Raw genomic sequence first — 26318 nt, 5'->3', positions numbered from 1 at the left:
TCGGAGTCAGGGTCTGAAGACGGTCGCGGCGCCGGTCGTTTCGGCTCCCTCGGCCGTCGTTACCGGATCCGGGGGCGACCCGCCGTATCGCGAATCGAGCGCCGCACAGAGCGCGTCACGGACACAGACCCTGGCCGCGTTGCCGACCGGCGTCGCGCTCCCGGCGAAGGGCGCGGGGTCGCCGTCCGGCACGCACCCGACCGCGACCGCGTCGCTGGTCGTCCCGGTACAGCCGACGGTTTCGAGAAGCGTCGCCGTCTTCGCCTCGACGGCCGTCGCGAGCAGTTCCGCCAGCCCGCTGTCCGGGAGCGTCCGCGTCGTCCCGACGAAGACGTTGACCGTTCCCGGCTCGAATCCCCCGTCGGGGCGGTTCGGGGCATCGATCGTCGACGAACCGGGAACCGACAGTGTCGCCGGGTTCGAGACACCCGCCGTCACGACGGCTTCGACGGTGCCCGCTCGGGCGCACCTTGCGTGTGACTGAGAGACACCGGTGAGAAGCGTCGGACCTGCGGGGCGCTCGCCCAACCGCTCCGCTACGTAATCCGTGAGATCCGTCCGGTCGAACCCCTCGGGGACGGTGAGGTTGTGGGCGGCGTCGCTCCGCTCGTAGCCGCCGCCGACGCCGTTCGAGAGCCAGCGGACGTCGTCTCCGATCAGCGTCAGCCGGTCGTCGGTCCGCTCGTACCCGAACATCACCGCACCTCATCGAGAACCGAAAGCAGCCGGTCGGTCGCCTCCCGGTCCCGAACGGCGATCCTGACGTGGCGGTCGAGCCCCCGAAACGTCGTCGCGTCCCGGAGGACGACACCGTTGCGGCGGAGGGCCGCAAGCAGTTCCGCCGGCGGTTCGCCGACGTCACAGAGGAGGAAGGGAGCCTCCGAAGGTGTCACGTCGAACCCGCGATCCCTCAGTCCCGCCCGGAGGTTTGCCCGTTCGCGGGCGAGGCGGCGTCGGGTCTCGGCGACGAACCCGCCGTCACGCATGGCGTGAGCGCCGACGGCGGCGGCCGGACCGCCGAGCGACCACGCCGGGCGGGCGCGCTGTAGCCGATCGAGAGCGTTTCCCTCCGCGACCGCGAACCCCGCCCGGAGGCCCGGTAACCCAAAGAGCTTCGTCAGCGAGCGGGCGACGACGACTCCTTCCCGACCCGCCAGCGACTCCCGGTCGGTGAACCCGAGGAACGCCTCGTCGGCCAAAAGCGTCGTTCCCGCAGCCGCACACCGGTCGGCGAACGCACGGAGGTCGCCCGGCGGCGGACACTCGCCCGTCGGGTTGTTCGGAGTACAGACGATCGCCATCGCGTATCCGGCGGGATCGCGTTCGAGCAGTTCCTCGTACGGAACGAACTCCGGACGACCGCCGGCCAACTCGATCTCGCGGGCGTACTCCCCGAAAGACGGGTACGGGACGAGGGCCCGATCGCCGGGGGCGACCGTCACGCCGATCGCGAGCCGGATCGCCGAAAGCCCGCCTGCGGTCGGGACGACCGCCTCGGGATCACAGCCGACGTAGCCGGCCGCCGCGTCCCGGTAGGCCGGGTAGCCGTCGTTCGGGTACGAGCGTGCGTCCTCGAAAGCCGCCCCGTAGACGGCCCGGGTCCCCGCCGGCGTCCGGGGGTTGATGTTCGCGCTCAGATCGAGGACGTCCGGCTCGTCGCTCGATCCGTGCGGTACCCGGTCGACGCTGTCGACGCTGTCAGGATCCATCGGCGTTTGCGTTCACCTCCGTTCCGGCCGCGCCGGCGAGCGCCCCGGCCACCACGGCGTCGTGGGGTCTGTTGACGTTGACCGCGAGTCTGGCGTCGTAGCTCACACGAACTGTTTCCGCCTCGTCGGCGCCGACGACGTTCAGCCCGGTCGCCGCGAGTTCACGGCCGCCGTGGCGGCGTGTCGAATCGACGCTGACGCCGAGTTGGCGTTTGAGCGCCGCAGGAACACAGACCGTCAACGCGCCCGACCCGTACGCCTCGATCGTCCGATCGACGATCCCACGATCGAGCAAAGGGAGATCGGCGGCGACCGTCAGAACCGGCCGACCGACGTGTTCGAGCGCGCTCGTCAGGTCGGCGACGTACCCCTCGCCGGCGGTCTCGATCACCGCGACTCCGTCGCGGTCCTCGAGCCACCGCGTCGTTTCCGGCGTCCGCGGCGACGTGGCGGCGACGACGGCCTCGGTCCGGCTCGCCTCGAGCGCCCCGAGGACGCGTGCGAGCATCGGCTCGTCGCCGACCGAAACGAGCGGTTTCTCGCCGCGGTCGAGCCGCGTCCCCGCCCCGCCACACATCACGAGAGCGTCCACACGATCACCCCCGCATGGAGGCCGAGCACCCGGCCGAGTTCGTTCGTCGCGCCGAAGACGTCGCCGTTGACGCCGCCGAGGGCTCGGTCGGCCCACCGGACGAGTACGATGGCGACGAGGGGGCCGGCGGCGACGGCCGCGGCCGCGGCCGGGACAGCCGGTAAAAAAAGTGCCGCCGGCAGCGAGACGAGGACGGGGCCCAAAAGCAGCGCCGGGCTCGCCCCCCGTGTAAAGGCCGAACCGAGCCCCTCGTGGCTCGCGGTGCCCAGACAGGCGACGGTCGCCATCCCGAGTTTCGCGCCGACCTCCCCCGCGACGACGAGGCCGACGGCGGCGAGCGTCGGGACGGCGGCGAGTTCCAGCGCCGCCACGGCGAGGCCGACCAAGACGACGGCGACCGCGACGATCGCGCCGACGCCCGTCTCCGTATCCTTCAGCGCACGGCGTCGGGCGGCCGCGCCGTGGGCCGCCGCGGCGTCGCCGAGATCCGCGACCCCGTCGAGGTGCGGGATCCCCACGAGGACGACCAGAACCGACAGATAGCCGAACGCGACAGTCGCGTCGGGCAGGCCGGCGAGACTGCCGGCGAGGAAGGGTACCGACGCGACCGCCCCGACGGGGTAGGCGACGAGCGGGAACGCGGCGGGGAACGCCCGGAACCGGTCCCAGTCGGCCTCGCGGGTCGAAGCCGGGATCCGGGTGAGGAAGGCGACGCCGCCGCGGAGCCCGCCCGCGAGGTCGCTCAGAGCCACCGGAACACCCCCGCAATCGCGGCGAGTAGATAGGCGATCCCCCCGGCCCGCTTCGTCAGCGCGATCGCGGCGTACCCGTCGCGTTCGGTCGGTCCGGCGGCGACGTCGTTGAGGACGTAGGCGCCGGGTTTCTCGAGTCGAACGTCCAGGACAGCGGCGAGCGTTCCCATCGGCCATCCGGCGTTCGGTGACGCGGGCTTGTAGGCGTATCGGCGGGCGCGAAGCGGCGCGTCTGGATCCCCGGCCGAAAGCGAAATGAGGACGGCCGTGATCCGCGCCGGCAGGAGCATGAACAGATCGTCGAGTCGGGCGCTTCCCCACCCCAGGGGGCCGGGATACCCGAGCATCGAGTCCATGGTGTTCGTGGCCTTGAGGAACGCCGCGGCCGCGGCCGCGGCCGGGATAGAAACGAACGAGAGGGCGAGAAACGCCGAAAGCGGCGCGATCAACCCGTCGGAGAGGTTCTCCGCGAGGCTCTCGATCGCGGCGCTCCGGACGAGTTCGGGCGACAGGCCCCCGGTGTCCCGTCCGACGAGCGCGGGCAGGGCCTCCCGGGCGGCGTCGGTATCGTCGTCGCTCGCCTCGATCACGCTGCGGGCGCTCCCGAGCAGCATTCGGAGGCTGGAGGCGACCCAGAGGACGACGCCCGAAAGCACCGCGGCGGCGATAGAGTGGACCGCGCCCGCGGACCATACCAGCCCGTAGACGACGATCGCGCTGCCGAGGGGAACCGAGACGGCATAGAACGCCCCGGCGAAGCGGGGGACGCCGAACTTCCTCGCTTCGAGTCGCCCGATGAGCCCTCCGAGAAACGCGACTGGATGGTACCGGCCCGGCGGTTCGCCGACCGCCGTCTCGAGGCCGCCCGCGACGGCGACGGCGACGACGACCGCGGGCCCCGGAGCGATCACGGGCCGGACTCCCCGGGATCGAGACGGTCTTCGAGCGTCGACAGTGGGACCTCGGAGACGTCGAGGAACCGTCCGCCGGCGGCCTCGATCCCGCCGTCCGTCTCGGGGTCATCGCCGACGTGGGCGAGAAAATCGACGTCGGCGCCGAGGCCGTCCGCGACCGCCTCGAAGGCCCGTACGTCGGGCTTTCGCCAGCCGCAACTGACGCTCGTGACGACGGTGTCGAACCGCCCACGGAGGTCCGCACGGATCAGCGTTCGGCCGACAAGTTCGGGGACACTACAGTTCGAGCAGAGCCCGATCGGGCCGCGTTCGGCCGCGGCCTCGATCGCTTCAAGCGCGCCCGCCCGCCGGGTGACGGTCGGATCGAACGCGGCGACGACCGCCCCCCGGGCGGCGTTGTTCGGCGCGTCGACGCCGCGAGAGGAGAGCGCGGCGGCGACGTGTGCCGGCAGCGGGACCTCCGCCCCTTCGGGGGCGTCGATGTGGACCTCGCGGTAGGCGGCGCCGAAATCCGAAGGGACGGAGACGTCACGGGCCCGGAGTTCCTCGGCGACGGCCGTCGCGGGGTCGTCCGGGATATCGGCGTCGACGAGCGTGCCGAACAGATCGAACGAGACTGACACTACGCCGCGGTAGTGGGGCGGCCGACTTGAATCTCGCGGGACGGCCGGAATATCGGCCGAGGGTTCGGCCGCCTCCGGGCGTCACCGCGGGCGTTCGTGGGCGGTCGCCGTACAGAACCGCGAGAGATCCAGCCCGTCGGTCGCCGCCGCGGCGGTGTCGTAGGGTCTCTCGACGACGATGTTGCCGGCACGCTGTTTCCCGACGCCCGGGAGCGCCCGGAGTTCGTCCATCGAGGCGCTGTTGATATCGAGCGGGTACGGAACACCCGAGACCGACCGGAAGCCGTGGTCCGTCACGGCGACGTCGACGGTCCGGCCGAGTTCGCGCTCGCCGGGGATTCCGACGAGCAGTGCGTAGGTCCCGAGTTGTCGACCGAAGGTCGTCCCGTCCTGGTGGTACTCCAGATAGACGTTCGGGAGGACGGTCCCGGGCGGGGCGACCCGCTGTAGCATCGGGTTGTCGATCTCCTCGCGCACTTCGCGTTTGTATTTCTTGAACTGCTGTTTGTGGTCGTCGGCGATCGAAGCGCCCGTTTCGGCCATCTCGGTCCCCTCGAAGGCCATCACCTGCCGGATGTTGATCCGGCGGACCATCAGCCCCGCCTCGTAGACGTCCCGCAGGAACTGCTTGTTGTGCTCGAAGGTCTCGGCTCGCTCGCCGGCCAGCCCGTGGACGAGGTTGATCCCCGGCAGGAGCTTCGGCAGCCGGTCGGCGTTCGGGTCGAGGGAGGGTCCCGATCCCGGCTCCTCGCCCGGTCGCCAGCCGCCTTCCTCGTTGACGATCCGGACGGCCTCGAGACACTCCTCAGCGGTCACGAGGAGGTTGTTCTCCTCTTGGACGACGGGGTCGGCCGATTCGAGCCCGAAAGCGGCCGTATCGCCCGGTGTGTTGTACTCCGCGATGATCCGGATCCCCTCCCGAGAGCGCTCGGGGTACTCGGTGATCGTCACGGGGTTCATGTTGTCCAGATGGAGCGTCCCGAGCTCCGGGACCGCCTCGTGTATCCCCGAATACAGCGCCTCCAGCGCCTCGGGGTTCGGCGCCTCGCCGTCACCGCCGTACGCGAGGATGTCGGCCTGCCGGCCGAGCCGGAAGTGCCGGGCGCCGTGGCCGGCCAGCGCGTCGACCTCCCCGACGACCGAAGGGGGCGACCGGAAGCTTGGGTCGCCGTACATCGGCTCGGTGCAAAAGGAACACCGGTACGGACAGCCACGGGAGGTTTCCATCTCACAGATGAGATAGTCCGGATGGTCGGGGTGTTGCTCGATGAGGAACGCGCCCTTCCGGGCCCACCGGTCGAGTTCGTCGTTATCGCGGTAGCGATCCTCGAAACCCTCGAGCCCGCTGTGGACGAGATCGTAGACGGCGGCCTCGATGTCTGCCATCGCGAGGAAATCGTAATCGAGGTTCTGCCGTTTCGTCTCCGTCGCCCCCTCGTTGGCCTCGCCGACGCCGAACCGGACGGGTCCCCCCATGACGCTCGTCCCCTCGGCGGCCCAGGCGAGTTCCTTGACCTCGTCGGGTTCGGCCGGCGTGCCGCCGACGTAGTTGCCGGGGACGGTCATCCCGCCGACGTAGACGAACAGGTCGGCCTCGGCCACGTCCCGGTACCGCGATCGGTCCTCGCGGAGCTCGTCGATGGTGTGATACGTGATCGCGGCCGGATCGACGCCGGCGTCGACGGCGGCCCCGGCGGCAAAGCGGGGATACGTCGAGATGTACGGCGGGACGCCGAAGTGGGCGGGCTCGTCGACGTAGCCGTCGACGATCGTCAGATCGAGATCCGCCGGATCGTTCATACCGAAGCGAACGGTGTCGAGCGGTAAAACGGATGCGGATAGAAGGGGAAGGGGAGTGTTCCCGGCGGTGAGGCGTCGTCCGGGTTGAAAGTGCCGTCGTTTTCAGGCTGCGATCGGACCGCCGGTTCTGCCGAGCGTGAACAGATAGACCATCGCGATCACGCCCAGGACAGCCGCACCCACGCCGGCGAACATCGCGTCGCCCCGTGAGAGTACGAAACCGAAGAACGCACCGATGAACAGCCCCATTCCGAGGTACCCGGCGATGTCGAATTTGTCGACCATGTACGACGCTTTCGGCGTTCGGCTAATATAGATTTCGTCTCGTGGGGCGAACGCGGACGCCGAGGGGAGGGGCCGTACGGTTCGGTCCGTCCGACGGGCACACGCCGGGGAATTGATTAGCGTCACGCTCGTAGGGGAGGTATGCCGAAAACGCTCGAGGTCGTCTGTACGCGCGAGGAGTGCGATCTGGACATGATGGAGCTACACTACCGCTACTCGATGCCGGACGGAACCGGCGCCGAGTCGTTCGCCTGCCCGTACTGTGGGGCCGACGACACCCTGGAGGAACTCGAGGTATGATCCGAGAGGTGGGGGCCTCGATCGGCCGCGCCGTCCTCGGCGGGGTCGGGCGGGCGGCCAGCCGGTTTCAGGAACGCCGGTCGCTTTCGGCGGACCTCCTGGAGAGCGACGACGCCTATCTGGCGGTCTTCGACGCCCCGGGGGCGACGGCCGCCGACGTCGACGTCCGATTCGAGAGGGGAGCCGTCTCGGTCCGTATCGATCGGTTCCGGGAGTTCCACGACGACTACGAGATGGTCCTCCCGGGCCGCGGGCTCGCCCTCGACGGCGGCGTCGAACTGCCGGAGGGCGCCGCCGTCGACCCCGACCGGGCCGAGGCGACGCTGACGGAGAGCGGAACGCTCGAAGTGTTGATCCCGAAAGCGGCCGACGAAAGCACCGAGGACGGGGATGACGGCGGCGAAACGGCCGTCGTCGACACCTCGGCGGAACCGGATTCCGGTACGGGATCCGAAACCGACAGCGGCGTCGAACCCGGGGTAAAAGAGGGGACCGACCCCGACACCCCCGGAGACGGACCGAACACCACCTAACGGGAGCCCCGTCCCGTTCTCGAGCGACGACCGTCTTCGGATCCGGATCAGTCCCCGGCAGCCTCGGCGACCGCGTCCCCGATCTCGGAGACGAGAGCGTCGAAGTCCGGGTTGTCCCCTTCCGGGACCCATTTATACGTCACGACGCCGGCGGAGTCGACGACGAAGACGCTGCGTTGGGCCACCTCGACCATCCCGTACATGTCCTCGAGGATCACGTCGTATTTTTCGATGACCTCGTGGTCCCAATCGGAGAGCATCGGGAAGTTCAGCCCTTCCTCCTCGATCCAGACGTTCTGTGCGAAGGGAAGATCCACGCTGACGCCGTAAACGCGCGCGTCGAGTCCGTCGAACCTCGACATCGAGTCCCGGAACGCACACATCTCCTCGGTACACACGCTCGTGAAGGCCGCCGGGTAGAACGCGAGGACGACCGGCCCCTCCTCCAGCGCCGCCGAGAGCGTGAACGGTTCGACGTCGTTGTACGCTGTGCCGCCGGCGACGGGTACCGTAAAGTCCGGCGCCTCGCTGCCGATGTCTACCATACCCCGAACATGCCCCCCACGGACATATAAGTGGGGTTCCCCCCGTTCTAGGTCTGTTTCTGTTTCGTGTGCGGCAGTTTGCCCCCGTCTACGAGCAGTTGTCGCTCCCGCGAGGAGGCCTCGAGCGTGGCCGTCGTCTCCCACCCGCCGTCGACGCGGACGGTGAAGGCCTCCTGCCCCGAACTGACGGCCTCGGCGACGTCGTCGACGATCTCGATATCGTCGCCCTGCTCGATCTTCCCGTAGGCCTCTCCGGTGATCGAAAGCGGCACGATCCCGAAATTAAACAGGTTCGTCTTGTGGATGCGGGCGAGGCTCCGTGCGAGGACGCCCTCCACACCGAGATACATCGGACACAGCGCCGCGTGTTCCCGGGAGGACCCCTGTCCGTAGTTCTCGCCGGCGACGAGAAAGCCGCCGTCGGCCGCCGCGGCGCGTTCCGCGAACGTCTCGTCGACCCGGCTGAGCGTGAACTCCGAGAGCTTCGGCACGTTCGATCGGTGCATCGAGACCTCCTTGGTCGCCGGGATGATGTGGTCGGTCGTGATGTTGTCGCCCATCTTCAGAAGCGCCGGGCCTTCGATGTCGGCGGGAAGGGGATCCTTCAGCGGGACGGTCCCGACGTTCGGTCCCTTGATGAGTTCGTCCTCCTCGGCCTCCCCCGGTGTGATGATGTCCGATTCGCTGACGTCGACGTATTCGTCCGGCATCGCCCGCCCCGGCGGCTCCAGATCGCCGAGTTCCTCGGCCAGATCGCGCGGATCGACGATCTCGCCGGCGATTGCCGCCGCCGTGGCGGTCTCGGGCGAGCAGAGATAGACGCTGTCGTCTTCCATCCCCGATCGGCCCTCGAAGTTGCGGTTGAAGGTCCGCACCGAGACGGAATCGGAGGCCGGAACGTGGCCGGCACCGATACAGGCCCCACAGGTCGCCTCGGAGATGTTGACGCCGGCGGCCATCAGTTCGACCGTCCAGCCCTCGCGGGTCAACTGCTCGGCGGCGCGCTTCGATCCCGGTGCGACTGTCACCTCCGTCCGGGGATCGACGGTCCGGTCCTCGAGCATCTTCGCGGCCGGCAGCAGGTCCTCGTAAGCCCCGTTCGTACACGACCCGAAAAGCACCTGATCGACCGAGACCCCGGCGACCTCCCGGACCGGGACGACGTTGTCGGGCATCGACGGCGCCGCGATCAGCGGCTCGATCCCGGAGAGGTCGACCTCGATCGTCCCGTCGTATTCGGCGTCCTCGTCCGGTCGAATCTCGACGAAATCCTCCTCGCGGCCCAGCCGACCGAAGAGTTCTCGGGTTCGCTCGTCGGTCGGGAACATCGAACTCGTCGCGCCGAGTTCGGTCCCCATGTTCGCGATCACCGTCCGCTCGTGGGCCGAAAGCGACTCGACGCCGGGGCCGGTGTACTCGAAGACCTTGCCGACGCCGTATTTGACCGATGTCCGGCGGAGCAACTCGAGGATGACGTCCTTGGCGGTGGCCCACTCGCCGAGTTCGCCCTCCAGTCGGACGTTGACGATCTCGGGCATCTCGAAGTAGTACGGCTCCCCGCCCATCGCGACGGTGATATCGAGGCCGCCGGAGCCGATCCCGAACTGCCCGAGGCCGCCCGCAGTCGGGGTGTGTGAATCCGCCCCGAGGATGGTCTTGCCGGGCACCACGAAGTTTTCCTTGTGGATCTGATGGCAGATCCCGGTTCCCGGACGCGAAAAGTACGCCCCGTAGGTACCGGTCGCGCTCCGCAGAAAGCGGTGGTCGTCGCTGACCCTGAAATCGGGCTGGTAGGTCTGGTGGTCGCAGTGCTGGACAGAGATCTCGGTCCGCACCTCGTCGAGTTCCAGCGCCTCGAACTGCAGCCACACGAGCGGTCCGGTGAGGTCGTGTGCGAGCGTGTGATCGATCTCGATGCCGATCTCCTCGCCCGGCTCGAGCGTGCCATCGACCAGGTGATCCGCCAGGACCTTTTCCGTGAGTGTCCATCCCATACCCCGCCTCTATATTCAACGGGCATCAATCTTCAGGATCGCGGCCACCGTACCCGGACCGTGGGAAGCGGTAAGTCGAAGTATCGGCCCGACGGATGATCGCGTATGGACGACGAGGACCACGACGACCACGACCACCACCCACACGGATCCACCGGGAGCCGATCGACGGCCCCACAGAGCGAGTACACGGCGAGGCAGACGCTCGTCGGCGCCGCGATCGCGCTCGTGGGGCTCGCGGTCACCTTCGGCGTCCCGCTTGCGGTCCTCCTGTAGGCGGTCAGCCGACGACCGATAGGGCGAGGGACATCGCCCCCGCGGCGAACAAGGGAATCGTGAGGTTGTCGTCGACGACGTGGCCGGCGACGATCGGTTTCACGCCGTCGGCGGCCGTCGCACCGAAGGCTCCGGCGGCGGCGGCCGGCAGGGAAACGAAGGGGAACGCCAAGAGGAAACTGACGGCGAACATCCCGACGAACACGCGGGGGCGGGCGACGACGCGGAACTGATCGCCCGAGAGCATCCCGCTTACCGGGTCGGCGAGCGCGAGCATGAAAAGCGCCGGGACCGCCACGCGCGGTTCGAAGGCGAAGACCGTGACCGTGCTGCTGAGGACGTACATCGCGTAGCCGGCGACGGAATCCGCCTCGTACCCACGGGTGAGCCGGTCGTAGATCACGTGTTCGAGGCCGCCGTACAGCCGGGCGGCCTCGAGGATTGCGGTCACGAGCAGTCCAAGGACGGTGAGCGCCCGAACAACCGACCACGTGAAAAGCCCCGTCCCGAGAACGTGGGTATCGATGAGATACGCGGCGGGGAGTGTCGCCCCCGAGGCGTGAACGAGCCGGCGACCGATCTCGAGGGCCATACGAGAGGGGTACCGGCCGGGGTCTCATAGCGGTTGGGACTTCGAGGCGCCGGGCGGCCGGCCGTCGATCGGTCCGGGATCGAGCCGTATCAGTCGTCGGCTGCGGCCGGATCGGGGCCGCCGTCGTCGGCCGCGGTGTCGGCGTCGATGCTCGGGGGGTACTTCCCGCGGTCGAGTTTCAGATCCGACTGCGGGCGGGCCATACACGTCAAAGCGTAGCGTTCCCGCTCTTCGTCGGTGAGCCCGCGGGCCGCCGGCTGTGTGACCTCGCCTTCGATTATTTCGGCCGAACAGGCCAGACACATCCCGACGCGACAGGAGTACTCCTGGGCGATCCCTTCCTCGATGCAGCGCTGGAGGATAGTACTCGTATCGGCGACCGTGATCGTCTCGCCGGTCCCGACGAACTCGACAGTGTAATCGGTCATGTCCCCCGTTTGGGGGAACCCGGACAAAACTCTTTACCAACGTCGTTTCTCCATCCGGGGGTGTCGCTTACATGTAACCGAGGTCCCGCAGCCGCTCCATCAGGTCCTCTTTGTCCTGGGCACGACCGGCACGTTCGGTCGTGTTCTCTAAGTCCTGTAGCCATGCGGGGGCCTCGTCGCTCTTTTCGGTCGAGATCTCGCTGCCCAGCGACCGGAAGCCGGCGAAGTACTTCGGCGAGACGGGGATGTCCTCGTGGGTGAGGTCGTTCGGCAGGTCGTCGTAGTCCTGCGGGACGTAGCCGTCGTCGGGGTACTCCGAGACGGTCTCGGGGACGACGTAGTACCAGAAGGCGTCCCAGACGTCGGCTTCGTCGAACTGCAGGATCGGCTGGATCCGGTCGTGGGGCGGATAGATGTCGGGGTCGTGCCGCGGCGAGAAGAAGGTCTCCTCGGCGCGGGCCTCCTGTTCGTCCCAGCGGATCCCCGAGATGATCCCGTCGATGCCGTGTTCCTCCAACGTGTTGTTCAGCGCGACCGTCTTCAGCAGGTGGTTGCCGACGTAGGTATCCAGCAGGAACGGGAAGGTGTCCTCCTCGTATTCGAGGATTTCCCGAATGTGACGGCGGTTGTTCTCGTCGAGTTCCTCGACGGGGATGTCGTCACCGGGCTCGAGGCCGTGTTCCTCGACGTAGGCACCGACGTCCTCGTTGCGCGCGAAGATGACCTCGAGGTCCCACTCCTCGGCCCACCGGTCGACGAACTCGAGCAGTTCGTCGAAGTGCTGGTAGTGGTCGATGAAGACCGCGGGCGGGAGGTCGTAGCCGTACTGCTCGGCGACCTCCTTGACGAAATACAGCGTTAGCGTCGAATCCTTCCCGCCGGTCCACATGATCGCGGGGTTTTCGTACTCCTCGAGGCCGGTCGCAACGACCTCGATGGCCTTTTCGATTTTGTCCTCGATCGCGGGGTAGTCGGCGGCGGACTCGCCCTCCCCGTCGGTGTACGATACGTCGACGTATTCCGGGAACTCGCTCATCGTATAATTACATCTAATTAGAGAACTAAAGGATGTTTCGGATTCCACACGGCCGAACGCCGTGCTATCGTTCCAGGTAGGTCACGTCCCGTTCGACCTCGTAGCCCTTCGGAACGCCGACGTTTTCGAAACACGTCCCACAGAGGGGCTTCTCCATCGCCTTGTTGTTCTGCCGCTCTAGAACGACCGCCTCGGCGAGCGAGATAACGTCCTCACACCGACTACACCGCGTCTTGTCGCCATCGATAATCTCCATATCCCGACCATCGACGGTTCGTAAAATAAATCTTCGAGACGTTACGGATTCTGAACCGATAACCGTCCACCGGAGTGTGTCTGTCGTCCGCTCTTCCGTCCGGAACATTCACACGACGATCGGACACGAGCAGATCCCGACAGTATATAAACGCACGCCGCCGAACGGACACCAACGCCAGTCCGTTCGGAAGCGACAGCCGAACGCGAACGCAAAAACACCATGAGTGAACAAGAACTCGGAATCACGGAGAGCAAAGCACACAATCCCGGCGAGTGGTACGCCGAGGTCGTCCAGAAAGCCGGCCTCGCGGACTACGCCCCGATGGGCGGGTTCATCGTTACCCGCCCGCGCGGCTACGCGATCTGGGAGCGGCTCAAGGAGCATCTGGACGGCTGGTTCAAACAGACCGGCGTACAGAACGCCTACTTCCCGATGTTCATCCCCGAATCGTACCTCGAACGGGAGAAGGACATCGTCGAGGGGTTCGACCCCGAGGTCGCGTGGGTGACCCACGGCGGCCACGAGGAACTCGAAGAGCGCCTCGCCGTCCGGCCGACCTCCGAGTCGATCATCACGCCCTTTATCGCCGAGTGGGTCCGCAGCTATCGGGACCTCCCGTTGCGGGTCAACCAGTGGTGTTCGGTCGTCCGCTGGGAGGCCACCGAAACCAAACCGTTCTTCCGGACGAAGGAGTTCCTCTGGCAGGAGGGCCACACCGCCCACGCGACCCACGAGGACGCCTGGGAGGAGACGATGACCCGGTTGCACCAGTACGAACGGCTCTACGAGGAGGTGATGGCCATCCCCGGTATGCTCGGCCGGAAGCCCGAACACGACAAGTTCCCCGGCGCGCACACGACGACGACCATCGAGGCGCTGATGCCGGACGGCAAGTCGGTGCAGGCCGGGACGAGCCACCACCTCGGGACCTCCTTCGCCGAGGCGTTCGACATCACCTACACCGACGAGGACGAAAACGAGCGGATCGCCCACACCACCTCGTGGGGGCTGTCCTGGCGCGCGCTCGGCGCGCTCATCATGACCCACTCGGACGATCAGGGGCTCGTCCTGCCGCCGGCGCTGGCCCCGACGCAGGTCGTCGTCGTCCCGATCTGGCAGGCCGAAACCGAAGAGAGCGTCCGGGAGTACGCCGCCGACCTCGCCGCCGAACTCGACGAGGAGTTCCGCGCCGAACTCGACGACCGCGACGAGCGCAATCCCGGCTTCAAGTTCAACGAACACGAACTCAACGGCGTCCCGCTCCGGATCGAGATCGGTCCCAACGAGGTCGAGGACAGCGAGGCGACGCTCGTCCACCGGCCGGACGGCGAAACGGAGAGCGCGGATCGGGAGGGGATCGTCGGATCGGTCGACGAGGCCCTCGAGACCGTCTACGCCAAACTCTATGCGGCCGCCGAAGAGAATCTCGAAGAGAACGTCCGTGAGGCCCACGGCCGCGGCGAGATCCTCGGCACGATCGGCCAACACGGCGGCTACGTCAAGACGGGCTGGTGCGGCGACGAGGACTGCGAGGCGGTTATCAAAGACGAGATCGCCGCCGAGATCGTGATGCTCCCGCTCGACACCGAGGAGGAACCGATCCACGACACCTGCGGGATCTGTGGCGAGGACGCGACCGAAACCGCCTACTTCGCGAAATCCTACTGAACCGGGGACGGGCGGGAATGGATCCCCCGTTTTTATTTCGACCGGGGGTGATAGGCGCCTATGGAGCACATCGGACTGTCCGATAAAGACTCGGTCGAAGCGGTCGAAAACGTCCACCTGACGAAGCTCGTCGACGGCGAAGAGACGAGCATGCAGGAGTTCGAGATCGAACCCGGCGCGGCCGTTCCGAAACACGACCATCCCCACGAGCAGATCGGGTACCTCTACGAGGGCGAGTTGACGTTCCTCTCGGATGAGGGGACGGTGACGCTCTCTGCGGGCGACTCGTTCGTCATCCCGGGCGGGGAACCCCACGGGGTAGAGAACCGCGGCGACACCGTCGTTCGCGGGATCGACGTCTTCTCGCCGGCGCGGACGGATCCCGATTGGGCGGAGTAACACCCGACGCGGCGTCGGGATCACTGCGGTTGGATTCGACGGGTAGACGTCTCTGTCCGGATCCGGTGGCTCAGCCCCAGCGTTGCCCAGGACAGAAACGGAACGAGGTTCGGTCCCGCCGTCTCAGGCGAGGTCGTTGATGTTCTCTACGACCGCCTCGGCGAACTCGCTGGTGGCGAGTTTCTCGGCGTCCTCGAGCTGTCGTTCGAGGTCGTAGGTGACCCGCCCGGAGGAGATCGTCTCCTCGACGGCATCGCGGACCAGATCCGCGGCGTCGGTCCAGCCGAGGTACTCGAGCATCATGCGGCCCGAAAGGATGATCGCGGTGGGGTTGACCTTGTCCTGGCCCTCGTATTTGGGGGCCGACCCGTGGACCGGTTCGGCGAGCATGCGGCCGTCGCCGAAGTTGGCACCGGGGGCGATTCCGAGCCCGCCGATCTGGGCGCCACAGGCGTCGGAGATGTAATCGCCGTTGAGGTTCATCGTCGCCAGCACGTCGTACTGGTCGGTCCGGGTGAGCACCTGCTGGAGCATGTTGTCCGCGATGCGGTCGTTGACGACGACGGCGTCCTCGGGCGCTTCGCCGTCCCGTTCCTCCCAGAGGGTGTCCTCGGTGATGACTTCCTCGCCGTACTCTTCGTCTGCGACCTCATAGCCCCAGTCGCGGAACTGCCCCTCTGTGAACTTCATGATGTTGCCCTTGTGGACCAGCGTGACCGAATCGCGGTCGTGTTCGAGGGCGTAATCGATCGCCCGGCGGACCAGCCGCTTGGAGCCGAACTCAGAGATCGGCTTGACGCCGATGCCGACGGGACCGTCGTGGATGACGTCGTCGGCGCCCATGTCCTCCTCGACGAACTCCTTGACCTGCTCGACCTCGTCGGTTCCGGCCTCCCACTCGATGCCGGCGTAGACGTCCTCGGTGTTCTCACGGAACGTGACCATGTCCATCTGTTCGGGCTCTGAGACCGGCGAGGGGACGCCGTCGAGATGGTAGGTCGGCCGGACGTTCGCGTACAGATCGAGCTTCTTGCGCAGGGCGACGTTCAGAGAGCGAAAGCCGGCGCCGACCGGCGTCGTCAGCGGTCCCTTGATCGCGACGCGGTGTTCCCGGATCGCTTCGACGGTCTCGTCGGGCAGGTTCTCGCCGTACTTCTCGCGGGCGGCTTCGCCGGCGTACAGCCGCATCCAGTTGATCTCGCGGCCGGTCGCCTCGGCGGCGGCCTCCAGGACGGTCTGTGCGGCGGGGCCGACGTCGCTGCCGACGCCGTCGCCGTAGATGATCGGGATGATCGGGTCATCGGGGACGGAGAGTTCGTCCTCCCCCGTCGCCTCGATCTTCGAGCCCTCGGTCGGAACCTCGACTTTGTCGTAATCCATACCGGACGGTTTTGAAGGGGGCCATGAAAGGCGTACCGTTCTCCCGGCGTATCTATAAATAACGATCGTGATAGTTAGAAGAAATAAGTGCCAACGGGACGACGGTCGGGCATGCGAGTCATCGTCCACGGGGGCGCCGGGACGGCCCCGGCGGATCCGGAGACCCGGCAGCGAGCGCTCGATTCGGCCGCGGAAGCCGGAAGCGAGGCGGAATCACCGATCGATGCGGTCCGGACGGCCCTCGGGGCGCTCGAGTCGGACCCACGCTTCAACGCCGGCAGGGGGAGCGCCGTCCAGTCGGATGGGTACATCCGGACCGACGCAGGGATCATGCGCGAGGACCGCAGTGTCGGGGCAGCCTGTGGCATGCCCGGCGTCGAACACGCGATCGACGTCGCGGTAGTCGTCCGATCGGAGACACCACACGTCCTGGTTTCGGGCGTTCACGCCGTCGATCTGGCCGACGCGTACGGGGTCGAGACCGATGTCGACCTATGGACGGACCGAACCCGAACGCGCTGGGAGGACCTCGGCGAGAGGCCGCCGGACGGGATCGAAGCGCAGGCGACGTGGGTCCGAGAGCGGTTCGGCGGCCCCGCCGAGCGGGACCACGATACGGTCGGCGCGGTCGCCACCGACGGCGAACGGACGGCCGCCGCGACGTCGACCGGCGGCCGATGGTTCGCCCTCGCCGGTCGCGTCGGCGACGTCCCGCAGGTCGGTTCGGGGTTCTACTGTACCGGAGCCGGCGGCGTCTCCGCGACCGGGGCCGGCGAGGATATCGCCCGACACACCCTCTCGCGGCGGGCCGTCGAACTGCTCGAGGACGGCCACGACGCCGGATCGGCCGCGCGGACGGCGATCGACGAGTTCGGCGGCCTCACAGAGGGCCACGCCGGCCTCATCGTCCTGACACCGGACGGGAAGACCGGCGCCGACTACAACAGCGACACGATGGCGACGGCCGTCGCCGGCGAGTTAGGGTGATCGGCCGACGTTTTATGAGCCAGAGCGCCCCAGACGGCGTATGACCCTCGACCCGGTCCACTTCGACGGCATCGCACAGCTCGCGGGCCGGATCAGCCAGCGCGTCGATTCGACCGACCACGATGACTTCGCCGAGACGGTCTTCGCGGAGTTCCTCGACCCGCTGTGGGACGGTGACCGGCGGGTCCTCGAACCGCTGGACCAGCTTCGCCGCCGGCGGATCGAGATCGAGGACGCCGCCCTCCAGGAGGCGCCGTTTCCGACCCAACACGGGCTCGATTCGGGAACGATCAACCCGACGACGTTCACGAACGGCCTCGTCCTCGACGTGGCACAGGCGGCGATGGCGTCCGTCCCCTCGGAGCTGGAGCTGCACCGCTCGCGGACAGTGGTGGCGACGGTCCACTCCAACGACGCGACCGTCGACTGCGGGGAGGACGACTGGACGATGTTCGACGGCGGCTACTCGAAGGGACGGGTGCTACAGGCGCCACGCGTCAGCCGCTACGAGGAGGCAGTCGTCCACGCGCTGTCGCTGTATCTCGCGGAGGTGAACCACGCCGAAACGCAGGCCGAGGTCGTCGAGGATCTCCTCGTCCTCGACGGGCCGATCTACCCGAAAGGGCTGCTGGCGTGGACGGACCGACACCCCGAACTCGCTGATCTCCTCGCCGAGGCCGAACGCCCCCGGGACGTCGTCGCGAGCTACATCGATCTGGTCGAGCGCTTTGCCGACCGGGGCGTCCCGCTTGTCGGTTTCGTCAAAAACGGGAGTTCGAAAGCGATAACCAGGACGCTCCGCCGGCAGAAACGGGCCCCCTGGGCCGACGACGCCGCCCTCTTCGAGCGCGTCCTGCGGCGGACCGACGTCGACGGCGAACCGCTGACCGACCAGTTGACCTTCACCGACTGGTTCGTCTCCCGGTGTGGCGTCGACGAACCGCTGTCGGCCGACGGCGACGCTCTCGGGCTCGAGCGGGAGCGCGATCCCGCCGACTACGAGGTGACGTTCTTCTGTGTGTACGACCCCCGCGAGGAGCTTCTGTTCCGGATCGAGGCGCCCGCCGTGTTCACACGCGACTCCGAAACACGGGAGGCGCTGACGATGCAGGTACTGCGGGATATCGCCCACGGGGGCGGACCCCCACTTGCGGTCTCGAAAGCCGACGAGTTGGCCCGGATCAGCCGCGAGGAGAAGGCCGCGCTCACACGGGCGATAGAACGACGGTTCGACGCCGACCGCGACCGGTCCTACGACGACGAACGGTGGGGACTTGTGGCGTGATGGGGGTATCGTAGGAGTTCACGACGCACCGCGAGGAGCCGGTTCACAGTACCGGAAGTCGGGCCTGAAACGCTCCGGCTGGCTACGATACTCCCCATGAGTTACGCGGTCGGGTCGTCGGCTACCTCGAGGACGTCGACGTCGACGGCCGACTCGTCGACCCCGAGGCGGGCGAACTGCGTCCGGACGTGCGCCGTCGCGGCGTCGATCGCGTGCGCTTTGTCTTCGAACCCACGCGGCATCGGCGACTCGAAGGCGACCTGGATCTCCCGGCCCTCAAGGGTCTGTGTCTGCCCGCCGCTTTCGACCTCATAAAAGGAATCACAGACCCACACGTACGGCGCCTCGTCGTCGGGCGCGCCGCGGAACGTCGGCGGGTTCTCGCCGGGTTCGTACAGCGTCCCGGTCAGTGCAGTTCCCCCCGCTGAGCCGCGAATCCGGAGCATATCCGGGCGACACTACGCGACACACGAGTAAAAGCGGTGCGACGGAACGGAGACGGCGGCCTTCCGACTCACCGGACCCCGACCTCCCGGACGGTCCGGACGTTGAGGCCCGTTCTGGCACCGTTGTGACGGTACTCGACGTAGACGAGCCGATCGTCGTAGGCGTCCAGCGGCAGCATGTAGGTCGCTTCCTCGGCGAACCCGAGCCAGAAGACGATATCCGAATCGCCGGGTGCACCTTCGGTGATCCGGACCTCAACGACGTCGCCGTTCTCGCCGCGTTCTCTGGTCTCGTAGACCTCCCCTTTGAGCCGTCTGGAGGTCTCCCCGACGGAAACGAACAGGTTCACTGTTGCGCCGACACACACGTCGCGGAGTTCGTCGGAAACCTGTATCATGGTTGGTACGAGGACCGTCTCGTTTCGGAACAAGGAGGGATACCCATTTTATAGCTCGGTCGAACTCGGACAGTGAGTTCGAGGGGAACCCGGGGTATTCAGTGGTGAAAACCGGGGTCCTATCGAATACGATCAGCGTAAACAGTGTCGATCTTCCCAGCGCCTCCTTTCCCCTACGGTTCTACTCGTCTGCGTCCTCGACGGCTGCCCCGGGAACGTTCCGCTTGACGCTCCGGAGGCCCTGTTTCGCCTTCTGTTTCGACGAGTAGCCCTGTCCGCCGTCGGCGATGATGTTGCCGTTGTCGTGGACCAACCGCCATCGATACTCGCCGGCCGAATCCTCGAACAGCTCGAAGACGGCGTCGCTTCCGTCATCGGGGCTATCGATCGACTCTTCGCTAGAGAGATCGACCACCGCGGCGCCGGGAGCGTTCGATCTGACGCTTTCGATCCCCTGTGTCGCCTTCTGTTTCGAGGCGTATCCTTCGCCGCCGTCGGCGATGATGTTGCCGTTGTCGTGGACCAGCCGCCAGCGGTGTTTGTCCTCGCTGTCGACGTACCGCCGGAAGGCCGCCTTGCTGGCGTTCGTGTCGGTCTCGACCTCGCTGTCGGTCCCGTCCCACTCCATCTCGATCTCGAGACTGAGCGTGTCGCCGTCGCGTTCGATGTCGGTCTCGAGCGTGGGTCTGGCCGGCGGGTCGACGGTCACGGTCTGGTTCTCGTCGGCGGGGACGCGTTCGCCGCGGCCGAGCGCGTTCGCGATCCGGTGTAGGTACGATGCGATTCCTTTCCGGCTCCGGGTCCGTTTTTCCTCGTGGATCGTCTCTTCTGTCATACATTATCATGAACATCACACATACATATAAGACTACCCGCCGACGGGTCCGGGAAAACGTCGAGAGTCCGTCGATTACCTGTCCGTCTGTGCTTCGAGGGCCGCGAGGGCCTCGCTGGCGGTCTCGATCGCCCGATCCTTCGTCGCCGGGTAGGCCTCGACCTTCCCGCGGAGCATGAGACCGTCGCCGAGTTCGACGTCCCCCCGGTAGGCGGCCTGTTTGTCCAGCTGGATGAAGAAGGCGCAGTTGTCGTCGATCCGGTCTTCGAGTTCCGAGAGGAGCCGATCGAACGAGCCGAGTTCGGTCAGCTTCGAGAGGACGTACCGGACGTCGTCGGCCCGCTCGAGTCGCACCGAGAGAACCAGGATCCGATCGCCGTAGTGTCCCTCGGTCGCGTCGCTGTCGATCTCCGTCTCCTCGGGGAGGAAGGTCCGAAGCGCCGTCTCGACCCGCTTTTCGTCCTCCGTCGCATAGCAGAACGTCCGGAGGTCGACGTAGTGGAACGGGACGGCGCTCATCGGTTCACTCGTCGCCCTCGGCCGTCTCGAGGGATTCCTCGGCGATCCCGGCCTCCTGTCCCTCCTCGAACTCGACGATGTAGGTGTTGTCGCCGAACATCGTCTCGGAGACCTGCGTTACCTCGCCTGTTTCACCGTCGTACTCGCTGTGTTTGTCGTGGAATACCACGCGATCGCCCTTTTCAAATGCCATACGTCCGCTTTTCGTCGGTACCGAAAAAGCCCGTCGCTTCAGCGTCGAATATCGGAATTCGAGCCGATCGGTCCACCCGCCCCCTTCGAACAGTTTTTCAGCGATCGACGTCTAAGCGATCGTATGTTACGTCCCGCTGTCCTGCGGTCCCTCCCTCCGACCGAGACGGGGCCGATACGCCGATGGGGGTGGTCGGGATGACGTCTATAGACGGGTTGTGGTACCTCGCCGAGGAGGCCGAACGCCGGGCCGAACGGGCCGCCCACCGGCTGTCGGAGCGATACGGTGATGAGGGCATCCGACGCACCTACCGGAAGCGAGTCTCGAGAGCCCGGTTCCGCACGCTCGCCACCCGAATCCGACGGCACGGGACGCCTTACGGCGTTCACACCCTCGTCCGCCGGGAGGGCGGCGAACTCCTCTTGGTCAGACACGAGGGCGTCGACCTGTGGGTCCTGCCCGGTGGCGGCGTCGACGGCTCCGAGTCGTTCCGGGAGACCGCCGAGCGCGAACTCGAAGAGGAGGCCGGCATCGGGGCCACCTACCGGGGGCTCGCGATGGTGGCTCGCGTCGAGATCAACTGTCGCGGCTGTGATACCTGGGGGCTGCTCCCCGTCTTTCATGCGACCGCGGAGACGACCGAGACGGCGGTCTCGGATCCGGACGGGGAGATCAGCGACGCGCGGTGGTTCGATCCGGACGGGATGCCCGAAGACACCCGCGACCGGGGCGACCTCATCGAGGCCGCACGCGCGGTAACATAACGATACCGGGCGTCGGGTCGGGGGTGCTCACCACTCCACGCCATCGCGGCGGTCGGCATCCATCCGTCGGAGCGCCGCCCGGGCGTTGGCGGCGTCGTACCCGAAGAGCACCGATTCGCCGTAGCTCCCGGCGACCTCGATCGCGTGGATCAGGTTGTCGACGTCGACATCGACCGCGTACAACTCGAGGCTGAACGGCGTGTTCAGGCGGTCCTCGAACCCCCGGGCGATCGTCTCCAGCCAGTAGGTCGTCCCGTAGTAGGTGTCGTACAGCGGCACGACGAACTCGTCGACGAACGGTTCGATCGCTTCGAGGTCGATTCCCGCCCGCTCGTAGAGGTGGCCCTCGTATGGATCCGGGTACAGCGTCATATAGAGCCGACCGGGGATCCGATCGGCCGCGTCCCGAACGAACGACTTGATCACGTCGGCACGCCACGCGTAGCGGTCCTCGATCGTCGTCTCTTCGGGCGGGGGCCCTTCACCGTCCTCGTGACGGGTCCGGGCCCACCTCTCGAACCGTTCGTTACAGCGGTCACAGTAGCAATACTCCGGGCGCGGGAACCCGATGTCGTCGAGCCGCACGTCCGGCGTCACCGCGGTACAGTCCTCGACGATCTCGAGTAGCCCTTCGCGGTAGCCGTCGTGGGTCGGACAGATGTACGCCCAATCGAAGTAGGTCCGCTCGCGGGTCGCCCGCTGACCGTCGGGAGTGACGGGGACGAGGTCGGGCTCCTCCTCGGCGGCGGCGTTGTCACCGAAACAGGAGATCATGCTCACCGTCCCCTCGAGGGGTTCGGCGGATCGTCCCGAGACGTCCTTGACTTCATAGAAGCTCCGGTCGAAGTCGGGCCATTCAGTCTCCTCCTCGTTCCGCGTGACGACGCCGTGCATAGCGCTACTGGGGACTCTCGGAGGGTAAGTCGTTCGGAAAAGTGATCGGAGGGCGGTTCCAGTAGCGCCGGGGAGCTATCGTTTCTTTACGTACAACAGGACGACCGCTGCGACGAGAACGACCGCGAGTGCTTTCTTCGACATACGCTTCGATCAACGGTATCCGATGGCATAATCTTTCTGCTGACCCGCTCGGCTCGGGGGCGAAAAGGAGGGGTGGCCTACGTCGAGTGGATGTGTGATGCGATGGAGCCGTCGATGATCGTCTCACAGTACACACACCGGACGCCCGCATCGAGGACGTCGAATCTGGATTCGACGGGTTCGTTTTCCGTCGTGATGCAGTTGGCGTTCGGACACGAGAGCACGCCACGGACCGTCTCCGGTCTGGTGACGTGGTGTTTCTCGATAACCTCGAACGCCCGGACGATGTTGATCGTCGCCTCGGGAGCGATGAGCGAGAGCACGTCGACCTCGGCCTGGCTCAGTTCGCGCCCCTCGATTTTCACGATGTCCTTCTTTCCGAGCCGGTCGGAGGGGACGTTCATCCCGATGCTGACCACCTCGCCGCCGCTCCCGTCGATCCCGAGGATCGCGAGGACGGTGAGCGCCTCTCCGCCGGGGACGTGGTCGATGACGGTTCCGTTCTCGATCTTCGAAACGCGGAGTTCGGTGTCTGTCATAGTATCTCGTCCAGAAGTGCCATCCGAACCGGGATGCCGTTGTGTGCCTGTTCGAAGTACGCCGCACGGGCAGTCTCGTCGATCTCGGGGGCGATCTCGTCGACCCGGGGCAGCGGGTGCATGACGGTAAGCTCCGGGGCGGCGGATTCGAGCAGCGCCGAGTCGATACGGTACTCACCGGCGACCTGTCGGTATTCGTTCTCGTCCGGGAACCGCTCGCGCTGGATCCGGGTGACGTACAGCACGTCGAGATCTTCGAGTGCGTCCTCGATCTCCGTATGTTCCCGAACGGTCGTACCGGACGACTGGAGATCGTACCGGATGCCCCGCGGCAGCCGGAGGCTTTCGGGGCTGATGAAGTGCTGTTCGGCGTCGAAGTTCGTCAGCGCGTGAGCGAGCGAGTGGACCGTCCGTCCGTACTTCAGATCGCCGACGATACCGATCCTGAGACCGTCGAGCCCGGCGTTCTCCCGGATCGTATACAGGTCCAAAAGCGTCTGGGTCGGATGCTGGCCGGCCCCGTCGCCAGCGTTGACGACCGGGACATCGACGAACTCGCTTGCGAGCTTTGCGGCCCCCTCGGAGGGGTGTCTGAGCACGAGCGCGTCGGCGTAGCCCTCGATGACCCGGACCGTATCCGCGAGGCTCTCGCCTTTCTTGACCGAGGAGGAGTCGACGCTCCCCATGTCGATCGTGTCGCCGCCGAGCCGCTTCATCGCGGCGTCGAACGACATTCTGGTCCGGGTGCTCGGTTCGAAAAACAGCAATCCCAGAAGCGTCCCCGCGTGTGTGTCCGCGAACGCCCCGGGATCGGCCGCGACCTCGGCGGCCCGATCGAGCACGGACTCGATGTCCTCACGCGAGAGCTGTTTCGCACTGATGAGGTGGTCGTAACGCATTGATGGAGGGTCCGGTGCGAACGCTCTTGAATCCCCCAGCTACGCCGCCGCGTCCTCCGGGTACCCGCCGGCATCGGGCGATCCGTACTCGCCGTGTGTTTTACTGAATAGATCCGCCAGAAGTTTTAATCGCGCCGCCCTCGAACCGTAATCCGATGAGCGAGCGCCTCAAGACCGGTATCGCGGCCCTCGACCGCGAGCTCGAGGGCGGGATCCCGGCGGGTAGCATCGTCGCGCTCGCTGCCGCGCCGGCCAGCCAGGCCGAACTGTTCCTGTATGAACTGACCGCGGCGCGGGGGACCCTGTATCTCTCCGTCGATCGGACCAGCGACGCGGTCGCAAAAAGCATCGAGAACGCGCCGACGAACACCGCCGACCCGACGGTCAGGGACGTGACAGGCGATGCGCCGCTCGATAACGCCTCGAAGCTCGTCGCCGCGCTTCCCGAGTCTTCGAACCTCGTCGTCGATCCCGTCGACGCGCTCGAGCGGAGCGACCCAGCCCGGTACCGGAACTTCCTCAACGAGCTCCAGAACCACATCTACAACACGGAGGGGCTAGCCATGCTGCACTGTCTCGAGGGACACAGCGTCCCACAGCTCCGGGACACGACCGAACACATGGCCGACATCGTCTTCGAGCTCGAAACGACGGTCAAAGGCGATCGGATCGAAAACCGGCTCGCCGTTCCCAAGTTCCGCGGCGGCCGGGCGCTCTCGGACGTGATCAAACTCGATCTCAGTGCGGCGATCGACATCGACACCAGCCGCGATATCGCCTGATCGGCCGGCGGTTTATATACGAGCACGGGACCAGACGACCCATGACGTAGACACCCGCCGACAGCCCATCGGGGCGGGAGTACAGCGTGTGGGCTGTCGAGGACGTTCCTGAAACGCTGTCTGTTCGCATACGGCCGTTTAATGTACTTTGTCGCCGAACGTCCGGCATGGAGCTGTTCGGAACCGCCGGTATCCGTGGGGCTGCACGGACGGAAGTACCGCCGTCGCTCGCGTTGAGGCTCGGCCGAGCGGCCGCCGAGGACGGATCGAAGTTCGTCGTCGGCCGGGACGGCCGCGAGACCGGTCAGGCGCTCGCCGCAGCCCTCGAAGCCGGGCTGTTGAGCGGCGGCGTTGACGTGATCAGACTCGGTGAGGTCACGACGCCGGCGCTCGCCTACGCGAGCCGCGGGCGTCGCGGGGTCATGGTGACGGCGAGTCACAATCCGCCCGCGGACAACGGGCTCAAGTTCTTCGTCGATGGGGTCGAGTACGACCGGGAGGCCGAACGCCGGATCGAATCGCGCATCGAATCCGAACAGGGGCCGGTCGGGTGGGACCAGTGGGGATCCCGGACCCGCGCTGACGTGATCGAGGCGTACCGTGCCGCCGCCGTCGAGTACGTCGGCGAGGAGATCGGGGACTGTGACGGGATCCGTGCCGCTGTCGACTGCGGGAACGGAACGTCGAGTCTCGCGACGCCGGGCGTACTCCGTGAGCTCGGGGCGACCGTTACGACGCTCAACGCCAGCATCGACGGCCACTTCCCGGGGCGGACCTCGAAGCCGACCGCCGAAAGCCTCGCCGACCTCCGGGCGTTCGTCGCCGACGGGCCGTTCGATCTCGGCCTCGGACACGATGGGGACGGCGACCGGATCGTCGTGATCGACGCCGAGGGCGAGGTCGTCCACGAAGATACTGTCCTCGCGATCGTCGCTGAACACTACACGGAAACGAGCGACGCCGCCGACCCGGTCGTCGTGACGACACCGAACGCCTCCGGCCGGATCGACGATCGGGTCAAAGCGGCCGGCGGACGGGTCGAACGGACCCACCTCGGTGGACTCCACGAAGGAATGGCGGCCATCGAAGACGAACGCGACGACGGCACGGAGATCGTCTTCGCCGCCGAGCCGTGGAAACACATCCACCCCCACTTTGGCCCCTGGATCGACGCGACGATCAGCGCGGGCGTCGTCGGCGCCCTGGCCGCCGATCGGGGGCTTTCGGATCTCCGGGCGCCCGTTCGAGAGCGCCCCTATCGAAAGGTGAGCGTCGACTGTCCGGACGACCGGAAGCGACCGGCCATGTCGCTTCTGACGGCGCGGCTCCCGGAGGCGTTTCCGGCGGCCGACACCGAGACGGAGTACGGTGTCCGGCTGACGTTTCCGGACGGGGCGTGGGTACTCGTCCGGCCGAGCGGAACCGAACCCTACGTCCGTATCTACGCCGAAAGCGAGACGGTCGAGAAACTGATCGAAGCCGTCATCGAGGTCGTCGAAGGCGCGATCGAGGACGCGTAGTCCCGCCGGGGGCAGATATTTGCCGGCC

The 26318-nt window shown here is 66.8% G+C and carries 33 protein-coding genes; 10 read left to right on the top strand and 23 right to left on the bottom strand.

From position 1 onward, the window contains the following. Positions 1 to 6: 6 nt before the first annotated feature. The 8 genes from KM295_RS03660 to KM295_RS03625 all read right to left on the bottom strand — a co-directional run bounded on the left by KM295_RS03660 (position 7) and on the right by KM295_RS03625 (position 6675). The gene (locus KM295_RS03660; protein ID WP_256028512.1) at positions 7 to 696 is read right to left on the bottom strand and encodes an adenosylcobinamide amidohydrolase; all 690 of its coding nucleotides are present in this window, start codon (positions 694 to 696) and stop codon (positions 7 to 9) included. Continuing rightward, on the bottom strand, positions 696 to 1709 hold the full coding sequence (gene cobD / locus KM295_RS03655) for a threonine-phosphate decarboxylase CobD (RefSeq protein ID WP_256028511.1): 1014 nt from the start codon (positions 1707 to 1709) through the stop codon (positions 696 to 698). The genes KM295_RS03660 and cobD overlap by 1 nt, the downstream gene beginning before the upstream one ends. Beyond that, positions 1699 to 2301 carry an NTP transferase domain-containing protein gene (locus KM295_RS03650; protein WP_418904737.1) on the bottom strand — a complete coding sequence of 201 codons (603 nt, stop codon included), beginning with the start codon at positions 2299 to 2301 and terminating at the stop codon, positions 1699 to 1701. The genes cobD and KM295_RS03650 overlap by 11 nt, the downstream gene beginning before the upstream one ends. Beyond that, on the bottom strand, positions 2286 to 3053 hold the full coding sequence (gene cobS / locus KM295_RS03645) for an adenosylcobinamide-GDP ribazoletransferase (protein WP_256028510.1): 768 nt from the start codon (positions 3051 to 3053) through the stop codon (positions 2286 to 2288). Before cobS ends, KM295_RS03650 begins: the two co-directional genes overlap by 16 nt. Next, a complete protein-coding gene (gene cbiB, locus KM295_RS03640; protein WP_256028509.1) occupies positions 3044 to 3964 on the bottom strand; it encodes an adenosylcobinamide-phosphate synthase CbiB in 921 nt (306 codons plus the stop codon). Before cbiB ends, cobS begins: the two co-directional genes overlap by 10 nt. Further along, positions 3961 to 4590 (bottom strand): HAD family hydrolase, encoded by a 630-nt coding sequence (locus KM295_RS03635; RefSeq protein ID WP_256028508.1) that lies wholly within the window; start codon positions 4588 to 4590, stop codon positions 3961 to 3963. Before KM295_RS03635 ends, cbiB begins: the two co-directional genes overlap by 4 nt. 81 nt (positions 4591 to 4671) lie before the next feature. Beyond that, the gene (locus KM295_RS03630; RefSeq protein WP_256028507.1) at positions 4672 to 6390 is read right to left on the bottom strand and encodes a radical SAM protein; all 1719 of its coding nucleotides are present in this window, start codon (positions 6388 to 6390) and stop codon (positions 4672 to 4674) included. A gap of 102 nt (positions 6391 to 6492) precedes the next feature. Next, complete coding sequence (locus KM295_RS03625) at positions 6493 to 6675, bottom strand: hypothetical protein (RefSeq protein WP_256028506.1); 183 nt, start codon at positions 6673 to 6675, stop codon at positions 6493 to 6495. Between the two features lie 141 nt (positions 6676 to 6816). Here KM295_RS03625 and KM295_RS03620 point away from each other — a divergent pair, with 141 nt between their 5' ends. Both KM295_RS03620 and KM295_RS03615 read left to right on the top strand, forming a co-directional pair. Next, the gene (locus KM295_RS03620) at positions 6817 to 6975 is read left to right on the top strand and encodes a DUF7559 family protein (RefSeq protein WP_256028505.1); all 159 of its coding nucleotides are present in this window, start codon (positions 6817 to 6819) and stop codon (positions 6973 to 6975) included. Then, positions 6972 to 7508 carry an Hsp20/alpha crystallin family protein gene (locus KM295_RS03615; RefSeq protein ID WP_256028504.1) on the top strand — a complete coding sequence of 179 codons (537 nt, stop codon included), beginning with the start codon at positions 6972 to 6974 and terminating at the stop codon, positions 7506 to 7508. Before KM295_RS03620 ends, KM295_RS03615 begins: the two co-directional genes overlap by 4 nt. A 47-nt stretch (positions 7509 to 7555) precedes the next feature. Here KM295_RS03615 and KM295_RS03610 read toward each other — a convergent pair whose 3' ends face one another. Then, complete coding sequence (locus KM295_RS03610) at positions 7556 to 8053, bottom strand: redoxin domain-containing protein (protein ID WP_256028503.1); 498 nt, start codon at positions 8051 to 8053, stop codon at positions 7556 to 7558. A gap of 47 nt (positions 8054 to 8100) precedes the next feature. After that, positions 8101 to 10047, bottom strand: coding sequence for an aconitate hydratase (locus tag KM295_RS03605; RefSeq protein ID WP_256028502.1), 1947 nt, complete (start codon positions 10045 to 10047; stop codon positions 8101 to 8103). 105 nt (positions 10048 to 10152) lie between these two features. On the opposite strand from KM295_RS03605, the gene KM295_RS03600 reads away from it, so the two are divergent. Next, entirely contained in the window at positions 10153 to 10323 is a 171-nt protein-coding gene (locus tag KM295_RS03600; RefSeq protein WP_256028501.1) for a DUF7550 family protein, read from the top strand. A 4-nt stretch (positions 10324 to 10327) separates the two neighbouring features. Here the strand turns inward: KM295_RS03600 and KM295_RS03595 are convergent, their stop codons facing one another. The 4 genes from KM295_RS03595 to KM295_RS03580 form a co-directional block, all read right to left on the bottom strand. Beyond that, complete coding sequence (locus KM295_RS03595) at positions 10328 to 10915, bottom strand: dolichol kinase (RefSeq protein WP_256028500.1); 588 nt, start codon at positions 10913 to 10915, stop codon at positions 10328 to 10330. Between the two features lie 89 nt (positions 10916 to 11004). Next, a complete protein-coding gene (locus KM295_RS03590) occupies positions 11005 to 11343 on the bottom strand; it encodes a 2Fe-2S iron-sulfur cluster-binding protein (protein ID WP_256028499.1) in 339 nt (112 codons plus the stop codon). A gap of 67 nt (positions 11344 to 11410) precedes the next feature. Beyond that, positions 11411 to 12379, bottom strand: a complete 969-nt coding sequence (locus KM295_RS03585; protein ID WP_256028498.1) for a phosphoadenosine phosphosulfate reductase family protein — start codon at positions 12377 to 12379, stop codon at positions 11411 to 11413. A gap of 64 nt (positions 12380 to 12443) precedes the next feature. After that, the gene (locus KM295_RS03580; RefSeq protein WP_256028497.1) at positions 12444 to 12635 is read right to left on the bottom strand and encodes a hypothetical protein; all 192 of its coding nucleotides are present in this window, start codon (positions 12633 to 12635) and stop codon (positions 12444 to 12446) included. 222 nt (positions 12636 to 12857) lie between these two features. Here KM295_RS03580 and proS point away from each other — a divergent pair, with 222 nt between their 5' ends. Together proS and KM295_RS03570 are read left to right on the top strand one after the other, a co-directional pair. Beyond that, positions 12858 to 14306: a proline--tRNA ligase gene (gene proS, locus KM295_RS03575; RefSeq protein ID WP_256028496.1), complete on the top strand. Its 1449-nt coding sequence runs from the start codon at positions 12858 to 12860 to the stop codon at positions 14304 to 14306. A gap of 60 nt (positions 14307 to 14366) precedes the next feature. Continuing rightward, positions 14367 to 14705 (top strand): cupin domain-containing protein, encoded by a 339-nt coding sequence (locus KM295_RS03570; RefSeq protein WP_256028495.1) that lies wholly within the window; start codon positions 14367 to 14369, stop codon positions 14703 to 14705. 123 nt (positions 14706 to 14828) lie between these two features. Here the strand turns inward: KM295_RS03570 and icd are convergent, their stop codons facing one another. Further along, the gene (gene icd, locus KM295_RS03565) at positions 14829 to 16085 is read right to left on the bottom strand and encodes an isocitrate dehydrogenase (NADP(+)) (protein ID WP_256028494.1); all 1257 of its coding nucleotides are present in this window, start codon (positions 16083 to 16085) and stop codon (positions 14829 to 14831) included. A 111-nt stretch (positions 16086 to 16196) separates the two neighbouring features. Here icd and KM295_RS03560 point away from each other — a divergent pair, with 111 nt between their 5' ends. After that, the gene (locus KM295_RS03560) at positions 16197 to 17072 is read left to right on the top strand and encodes an isoaspartyl peptidase/L-asparaginase (RefSeq protein WP_256028493.1); all 876 of its coding nucleotides are present in this window, start codon (positions 16197 to 16199) and stop codon (positions 17070 to 17072) included. 40 nt (positions 17073 to 17112) lie between these two features. Next, entirely contained in the window at positions 17113 to 18357 is a 1245-nt protein-coding gene (locus KM295_RS03555) for a DNA double-strand break repair nuclease NurA (RefSeq protein ID WP_256028492.1), read from the top strand. 101 nt (positions 18358 to 18458) lie between these two features. Here the strand turns inward: KM295_RS03555 and KM295_RS03550 are convergent, their stop codons facing one another. The 5 genes from KM295_RS03550 to KM295_RS03530 form a co-directional block, all read right to left on the bottom strand. Continuing rightward, positions 18459 to 18803, bottom strand: a complete 345-nt coding sequence (locus tag KM295_RS03550) for a DUF7113 family protein (protein WP_256028491.1) — start codon at positions 18801 to 18803, stop codon at positions 18459 to 18461. Between the two features lie 68 nt (positions 18804 to 18871). Further along, entirely contained in the window at positions 18872 to 19201 is a 330-nt protein-coding gene (locus KM295_RS03545; RefSeq protein ID WP_256028490.1) for a hypothetical protein, read from the bottom strand. Positions 19202 to 19382: 181 nt separating this feature from the next. Then, on the bottom strand, positions 19383 to 20036 hold the full coding sequence (locus KM295_RS03540) for an HVO_2922 family protein (protein WP_256028489.1): 654 nt from the start codon (positions 20034 to 20036) through the stop codon (positions 19383 to 19385). A gap of 75 nt (positions 20037 to 20111) precedes the next feature. Beyond that, positions 20112 to 20555: an RNA-binding protein gene (locus KM295_RS03535; protein ID WP_256028488.1), complete on the bottom strand. Its 444-nt coding sequence runs from the start codon at positions 20553 to 20555 to the stop codon at positions 20112 to 20114. A 4-nt stretch (positions 20556 to 20559) separates the two neighbouring features. Beyond that, complete coding sequence (locus KM295_RS03530) at positions 20560 to 20748, bottom strand: DUF1918 domain-containing protein (protein ID WP_256028487.1); 189 nt, start codon at positions 20746 to 20748, stop codon at positions 20560 to 20562. 197 nt (positions 20749 to 20945) lie between these two features. On the opposite strand from KM295_RS03530, the gene KM295_RS03525 reads away from it, so the two are divergent. Then, the gene (locus tag KM295_RS03525; protein WP_256028486.1) at positions 20946 to 21512 is read left to right on the top strand and encodes an NUDIX domain-containing protein; all 567 of its coding nucleotides are present in this window, start codon (positions 20946 to 20948) and stop codon (positions 21510 to 21512) included. 27 nt (positions 21513 to 21539) lie between these two features. Here KM295_RS03525 and KM295_RS03520 read toward each other — a convergent pair whose 3' ends face one another. The 3 genes from KM295_RS03520 to pyrB all read right to left on the bottom strand — a co-directional run bounded on the left by KM295_RS03520 (position 21540) and on the right by pyrB (position 23988). Further along, on the bottom strand, positions 21540 to 22406 hold the full coding sequence (locus KM295_RS03520) for an alpha-amylase family protein (RefSeq protein WP_256028485.1): 867 nt from the start codon (positions 22404 to 22406) through the stop codon (positions 21540 to 21542). Between the two features lie 221 nt (positions 22407 to 22627). Next, a complete protein-coding gene (pyrI, locus tag KM295_RS03515; protein WP_256028484.1) occupies positions 22628 to 23089 on the bottom strand; it encodes an aspartate carbamoyltransferase regulatory subunit in 462 nt (153 codons plus the stop codon). Next, a complete protein-coding gene (gene pyrB, locus KM295_RS03510) occupies positions 23086 to 23988 on the bottom strand; it encodes an aspartate carbamoyltransferase (protein ID WP_256028483.1) in 903 nt (300 codons plus the stop codon). The genes pyrI and pyrB overlap by 4 nt, the downstream gene beginning before the upstream one ends. 155 nt (positions 23989 to 24143) lie before the next feature. Between pyrB and KM295_RS03505 the strand changes: the two genes are divergently transcribed. Together KM295_RS03505 and KM295_RS03500 are read left to right on the top strand one after the other, a co-directional pair. Further along, entirely contained in the window at positions 24144 to 24770 is a 627-nt protein-coding gene (locus tag KM295_RS03505; RefSeq protein ID WP_256028482.1) for an RAD55 family ATPase, read from the top strand. A gap of 167 nt (positions 24771 to 24937) precedes the next feature. Further along, positions 24938 to 26290, top strand: coding sequence for a phosphohexomutase domain-containing protein (locus tag KM295_RS03500; protein WP_256028481.1), 1353 nt, complete (start codon positions 24938 to 24940; stop codon positions 26288 to 26290). Positions 26291 to 26318: the final 28 nt, after the last annotated feature.

The organism is Natronomonas aquatica (assembly GCF_024449025.1).
In the GTDB taxonomy this organism is placed as follows: Archaea; Halobacteriota; Halobacteria; order Halobacteriales; family Haloarculaceae; genus Natronomonas; species Natronomonas aquatica.
Note: the sequence above shows the minus strand (reverse complement) of the source record. Positions and strands in the feature narration are given on the sequence as shown.

Excerpts from the sequence above, each read along its gene's own strand:
- KM295_RS03610 (WP_256028503.1), bottom strand. The coding sequence starts at position 8,053 with ATGGTAGACATCGGCAGCGAGGCGCCGGACTTTACGGTACCCGTCGCC.
- KM295_RS03600 (WP_256028501.1), top strand. The coding sequence starts at position 10,153 with ATGGACGACGAGGACCACGACGACCACGACCACCACCCACACGGATCC.
- KM295_RS03500 (WP_256028481.1), top strand. The coding sequence starts at position 24,938 with ATGGAGCTGTTCGGAACCGCCGGTATCCGTGGGGCTGCACGGACGGAA.
- KM295_RS03560 (WP_256028493.1), top strand. The coding sequence starts at position 16,197 with ATGCGAGTCATCGTCCACGGGGGCGCCGGGACGGCCCCGGCGGATCCG.
- KM295_RS03505 (WP_256028482.1), top strand. The coding sequence starts at position 24,144 with ATGAGCGAGCGCCTCAAGACCGGTATCGCGGCCCTCGACCGCGAGCTC.
- KM295_RS03570 (WP_256028495.1), top strand. The coding sequence starts at position 14,367 with ATGGAGCACATCGGACTGTCCGATAAAGACTCGGTCGAAGCGGTCGAA.
- KM295_RS03620 (WP_256028505.1), top strand. The coding sequence starts at position 6,817 with ATGCCGAAAACGCTCGAGGTCGTCTGTACGCGCGAGGAGTGCGATCTG.
- cobD (WP_256028511.1), bottom strand. The coding sequence starts at position 1,709 with ATGGATCCTGACAGCGTCGACAGCGTCGACCGGGTACCGCACGGATCG.
- KM295_RS03630 (WP_256028507.1), bottom strand. The coding sequence starts at position 6,390 with ATGAACGATCCGGCGGATCTCGATCTGACGATCGTCGACGGCTACGTC.
- KM295_RS03530 (WP_256028487.1), bottom strand. The coding sequence starts at position 20,748 with ATGGCATTTGAAAAGGGCGATCGCGTGGTATTCCACGACAAACACAGC.
- KM295_RS03550 (WP_256028491.1), bottom strand. The coding sequence starts at position 18,803 with ATGCTCCGGATTCGCGGCTCAGCGGGGGGAACTGCACTGACCGGGACG.
- KM295_RS03580 (WP_256028497.1), bottom strand. The coding sequence starts at position 12,635 with ATGGAGATTATCGATGGCGACAAGACGCGGTGTAGTCGGTGTGAGGAC.
- KM295_RS03525 (WP_256028486.1), top strand. The coding sequence starts at position 20,946 with ATGACGTCTATAGACGGGTTGTGGTACCTCGCCGAGGAGGCCGAACGC.
- pyrB (WP_256028483.1), bottom strand. The coding sequence starts at position 23,988 with ATGCGTTACGACCACCTCATCAGTGCGAAACAGCTCTCGCGTGAGGAC.
- KM295_RS03595 (WP_256028500.1), bottom strand. The coding sequence starts at position 10,915 with ATGGCCCTCGAGATCGGTCGCCGGCTCGTTCACGCCTCGGGGGCGACA.
- KM295_RS03660 (WP_256028512.1), bottom strand. The coding sequence starts at position 696 with ATGTTCGGGTACGAGCGGACCGACGACCGGCTGACGCTGATCGGAGAC.
- KM295_RS03520 (WP_256028485.1), bottom strand. The coding sequence starts at position 22,406 with ATGCACGGCGTCGTCACGCGGAACGAGGAGGAGACTGAATGGCCCGAC.
- pyrI (WP_256028484.1), bottom strand. The coding sequence starts at position 23,089 with ATGACAGACACCGAACTCCGCGTTTCGAAGATCGAGAACGGAACCGTC.
- icd (WP_256028494.1), bottom strand. The coding sequence starts at position 16,085 with ATGGATTACGACAAAGTCGAGGTTCCGACCGAGGGCTCGAAGATCGAG.
- proS (WP_256028496.1), top strand. The coding sequence starts at position 12,858 with ATGAGTGAACAAGAACTCGGAATCACGGAGAGCAAAGCACACAATCCC.
- KM295_RS03540 (WP_256028489.1), bottom strand. The coding sequence starts at position 20,036 with ATGACAGAAGAGACGATCCACGAGGAAAAACGGACCCGGAGCCGGAAA.
- KM295_RS03625 (WP_256028506.1), bottom strand. The coding sequence starts at position 6,675 with ATGGTCGACAAATTCGACATCGCCGGGTACCTCGGAATGGGGCTGTTC.
- KM295_RS03590 (WP_256028499.1), bottom strand. The coding sequence starts at position 11,343 with ATGACCGATTACACTGTCGAGTTCGTCGGGACCGGCGAGACGATCACG.
- KM295_RS03605 (WP_256028502.1), bottom strand. The coding sequence starts at position 10,047 with ATGGGATGGACACTCACGGAAAAGGTCCTGGCGGATCACCTGGTCGAT.
- KM295_RS03545 (WP_256028490.1), bottom strand. The coding sequence starts at position 19,201 with ATGATACAGGTTTCCGACGAACTCCGCGACGTGTGTGTCGGCGCAACA.
- KM295_RS03615 (WP_256028504.1), top strand. The coding sequence starts at position 6,972 with ATGATCCGAGAGGTGGGGGCCTCGATCGGCCGCGCCGTCCTCGGCGGG.
- KM295_RS03535 (WP_256028488.1), bottom strand. The coding sequence starts at position 20,555 with ATGAGCGCCGTCCCGTTCCACTACGTCGACCTCCGGACGTTCTGCTAT.
- KM295_RS03585 (WP_256028498.1), bottom strand. The coding sequence starts at position 12,379 with ATGAGCGAGTTCCCGGAATACGTCGACGTATCGTACACCGACGGGGAG.
- KM295_RS03555 (WP_256028492.1), top strand. The coding sequence starts at position 17,113 with ATGACCCTCGACCCGGTCCACTTCGACGGCATCGCACAGCTCGCGGGC.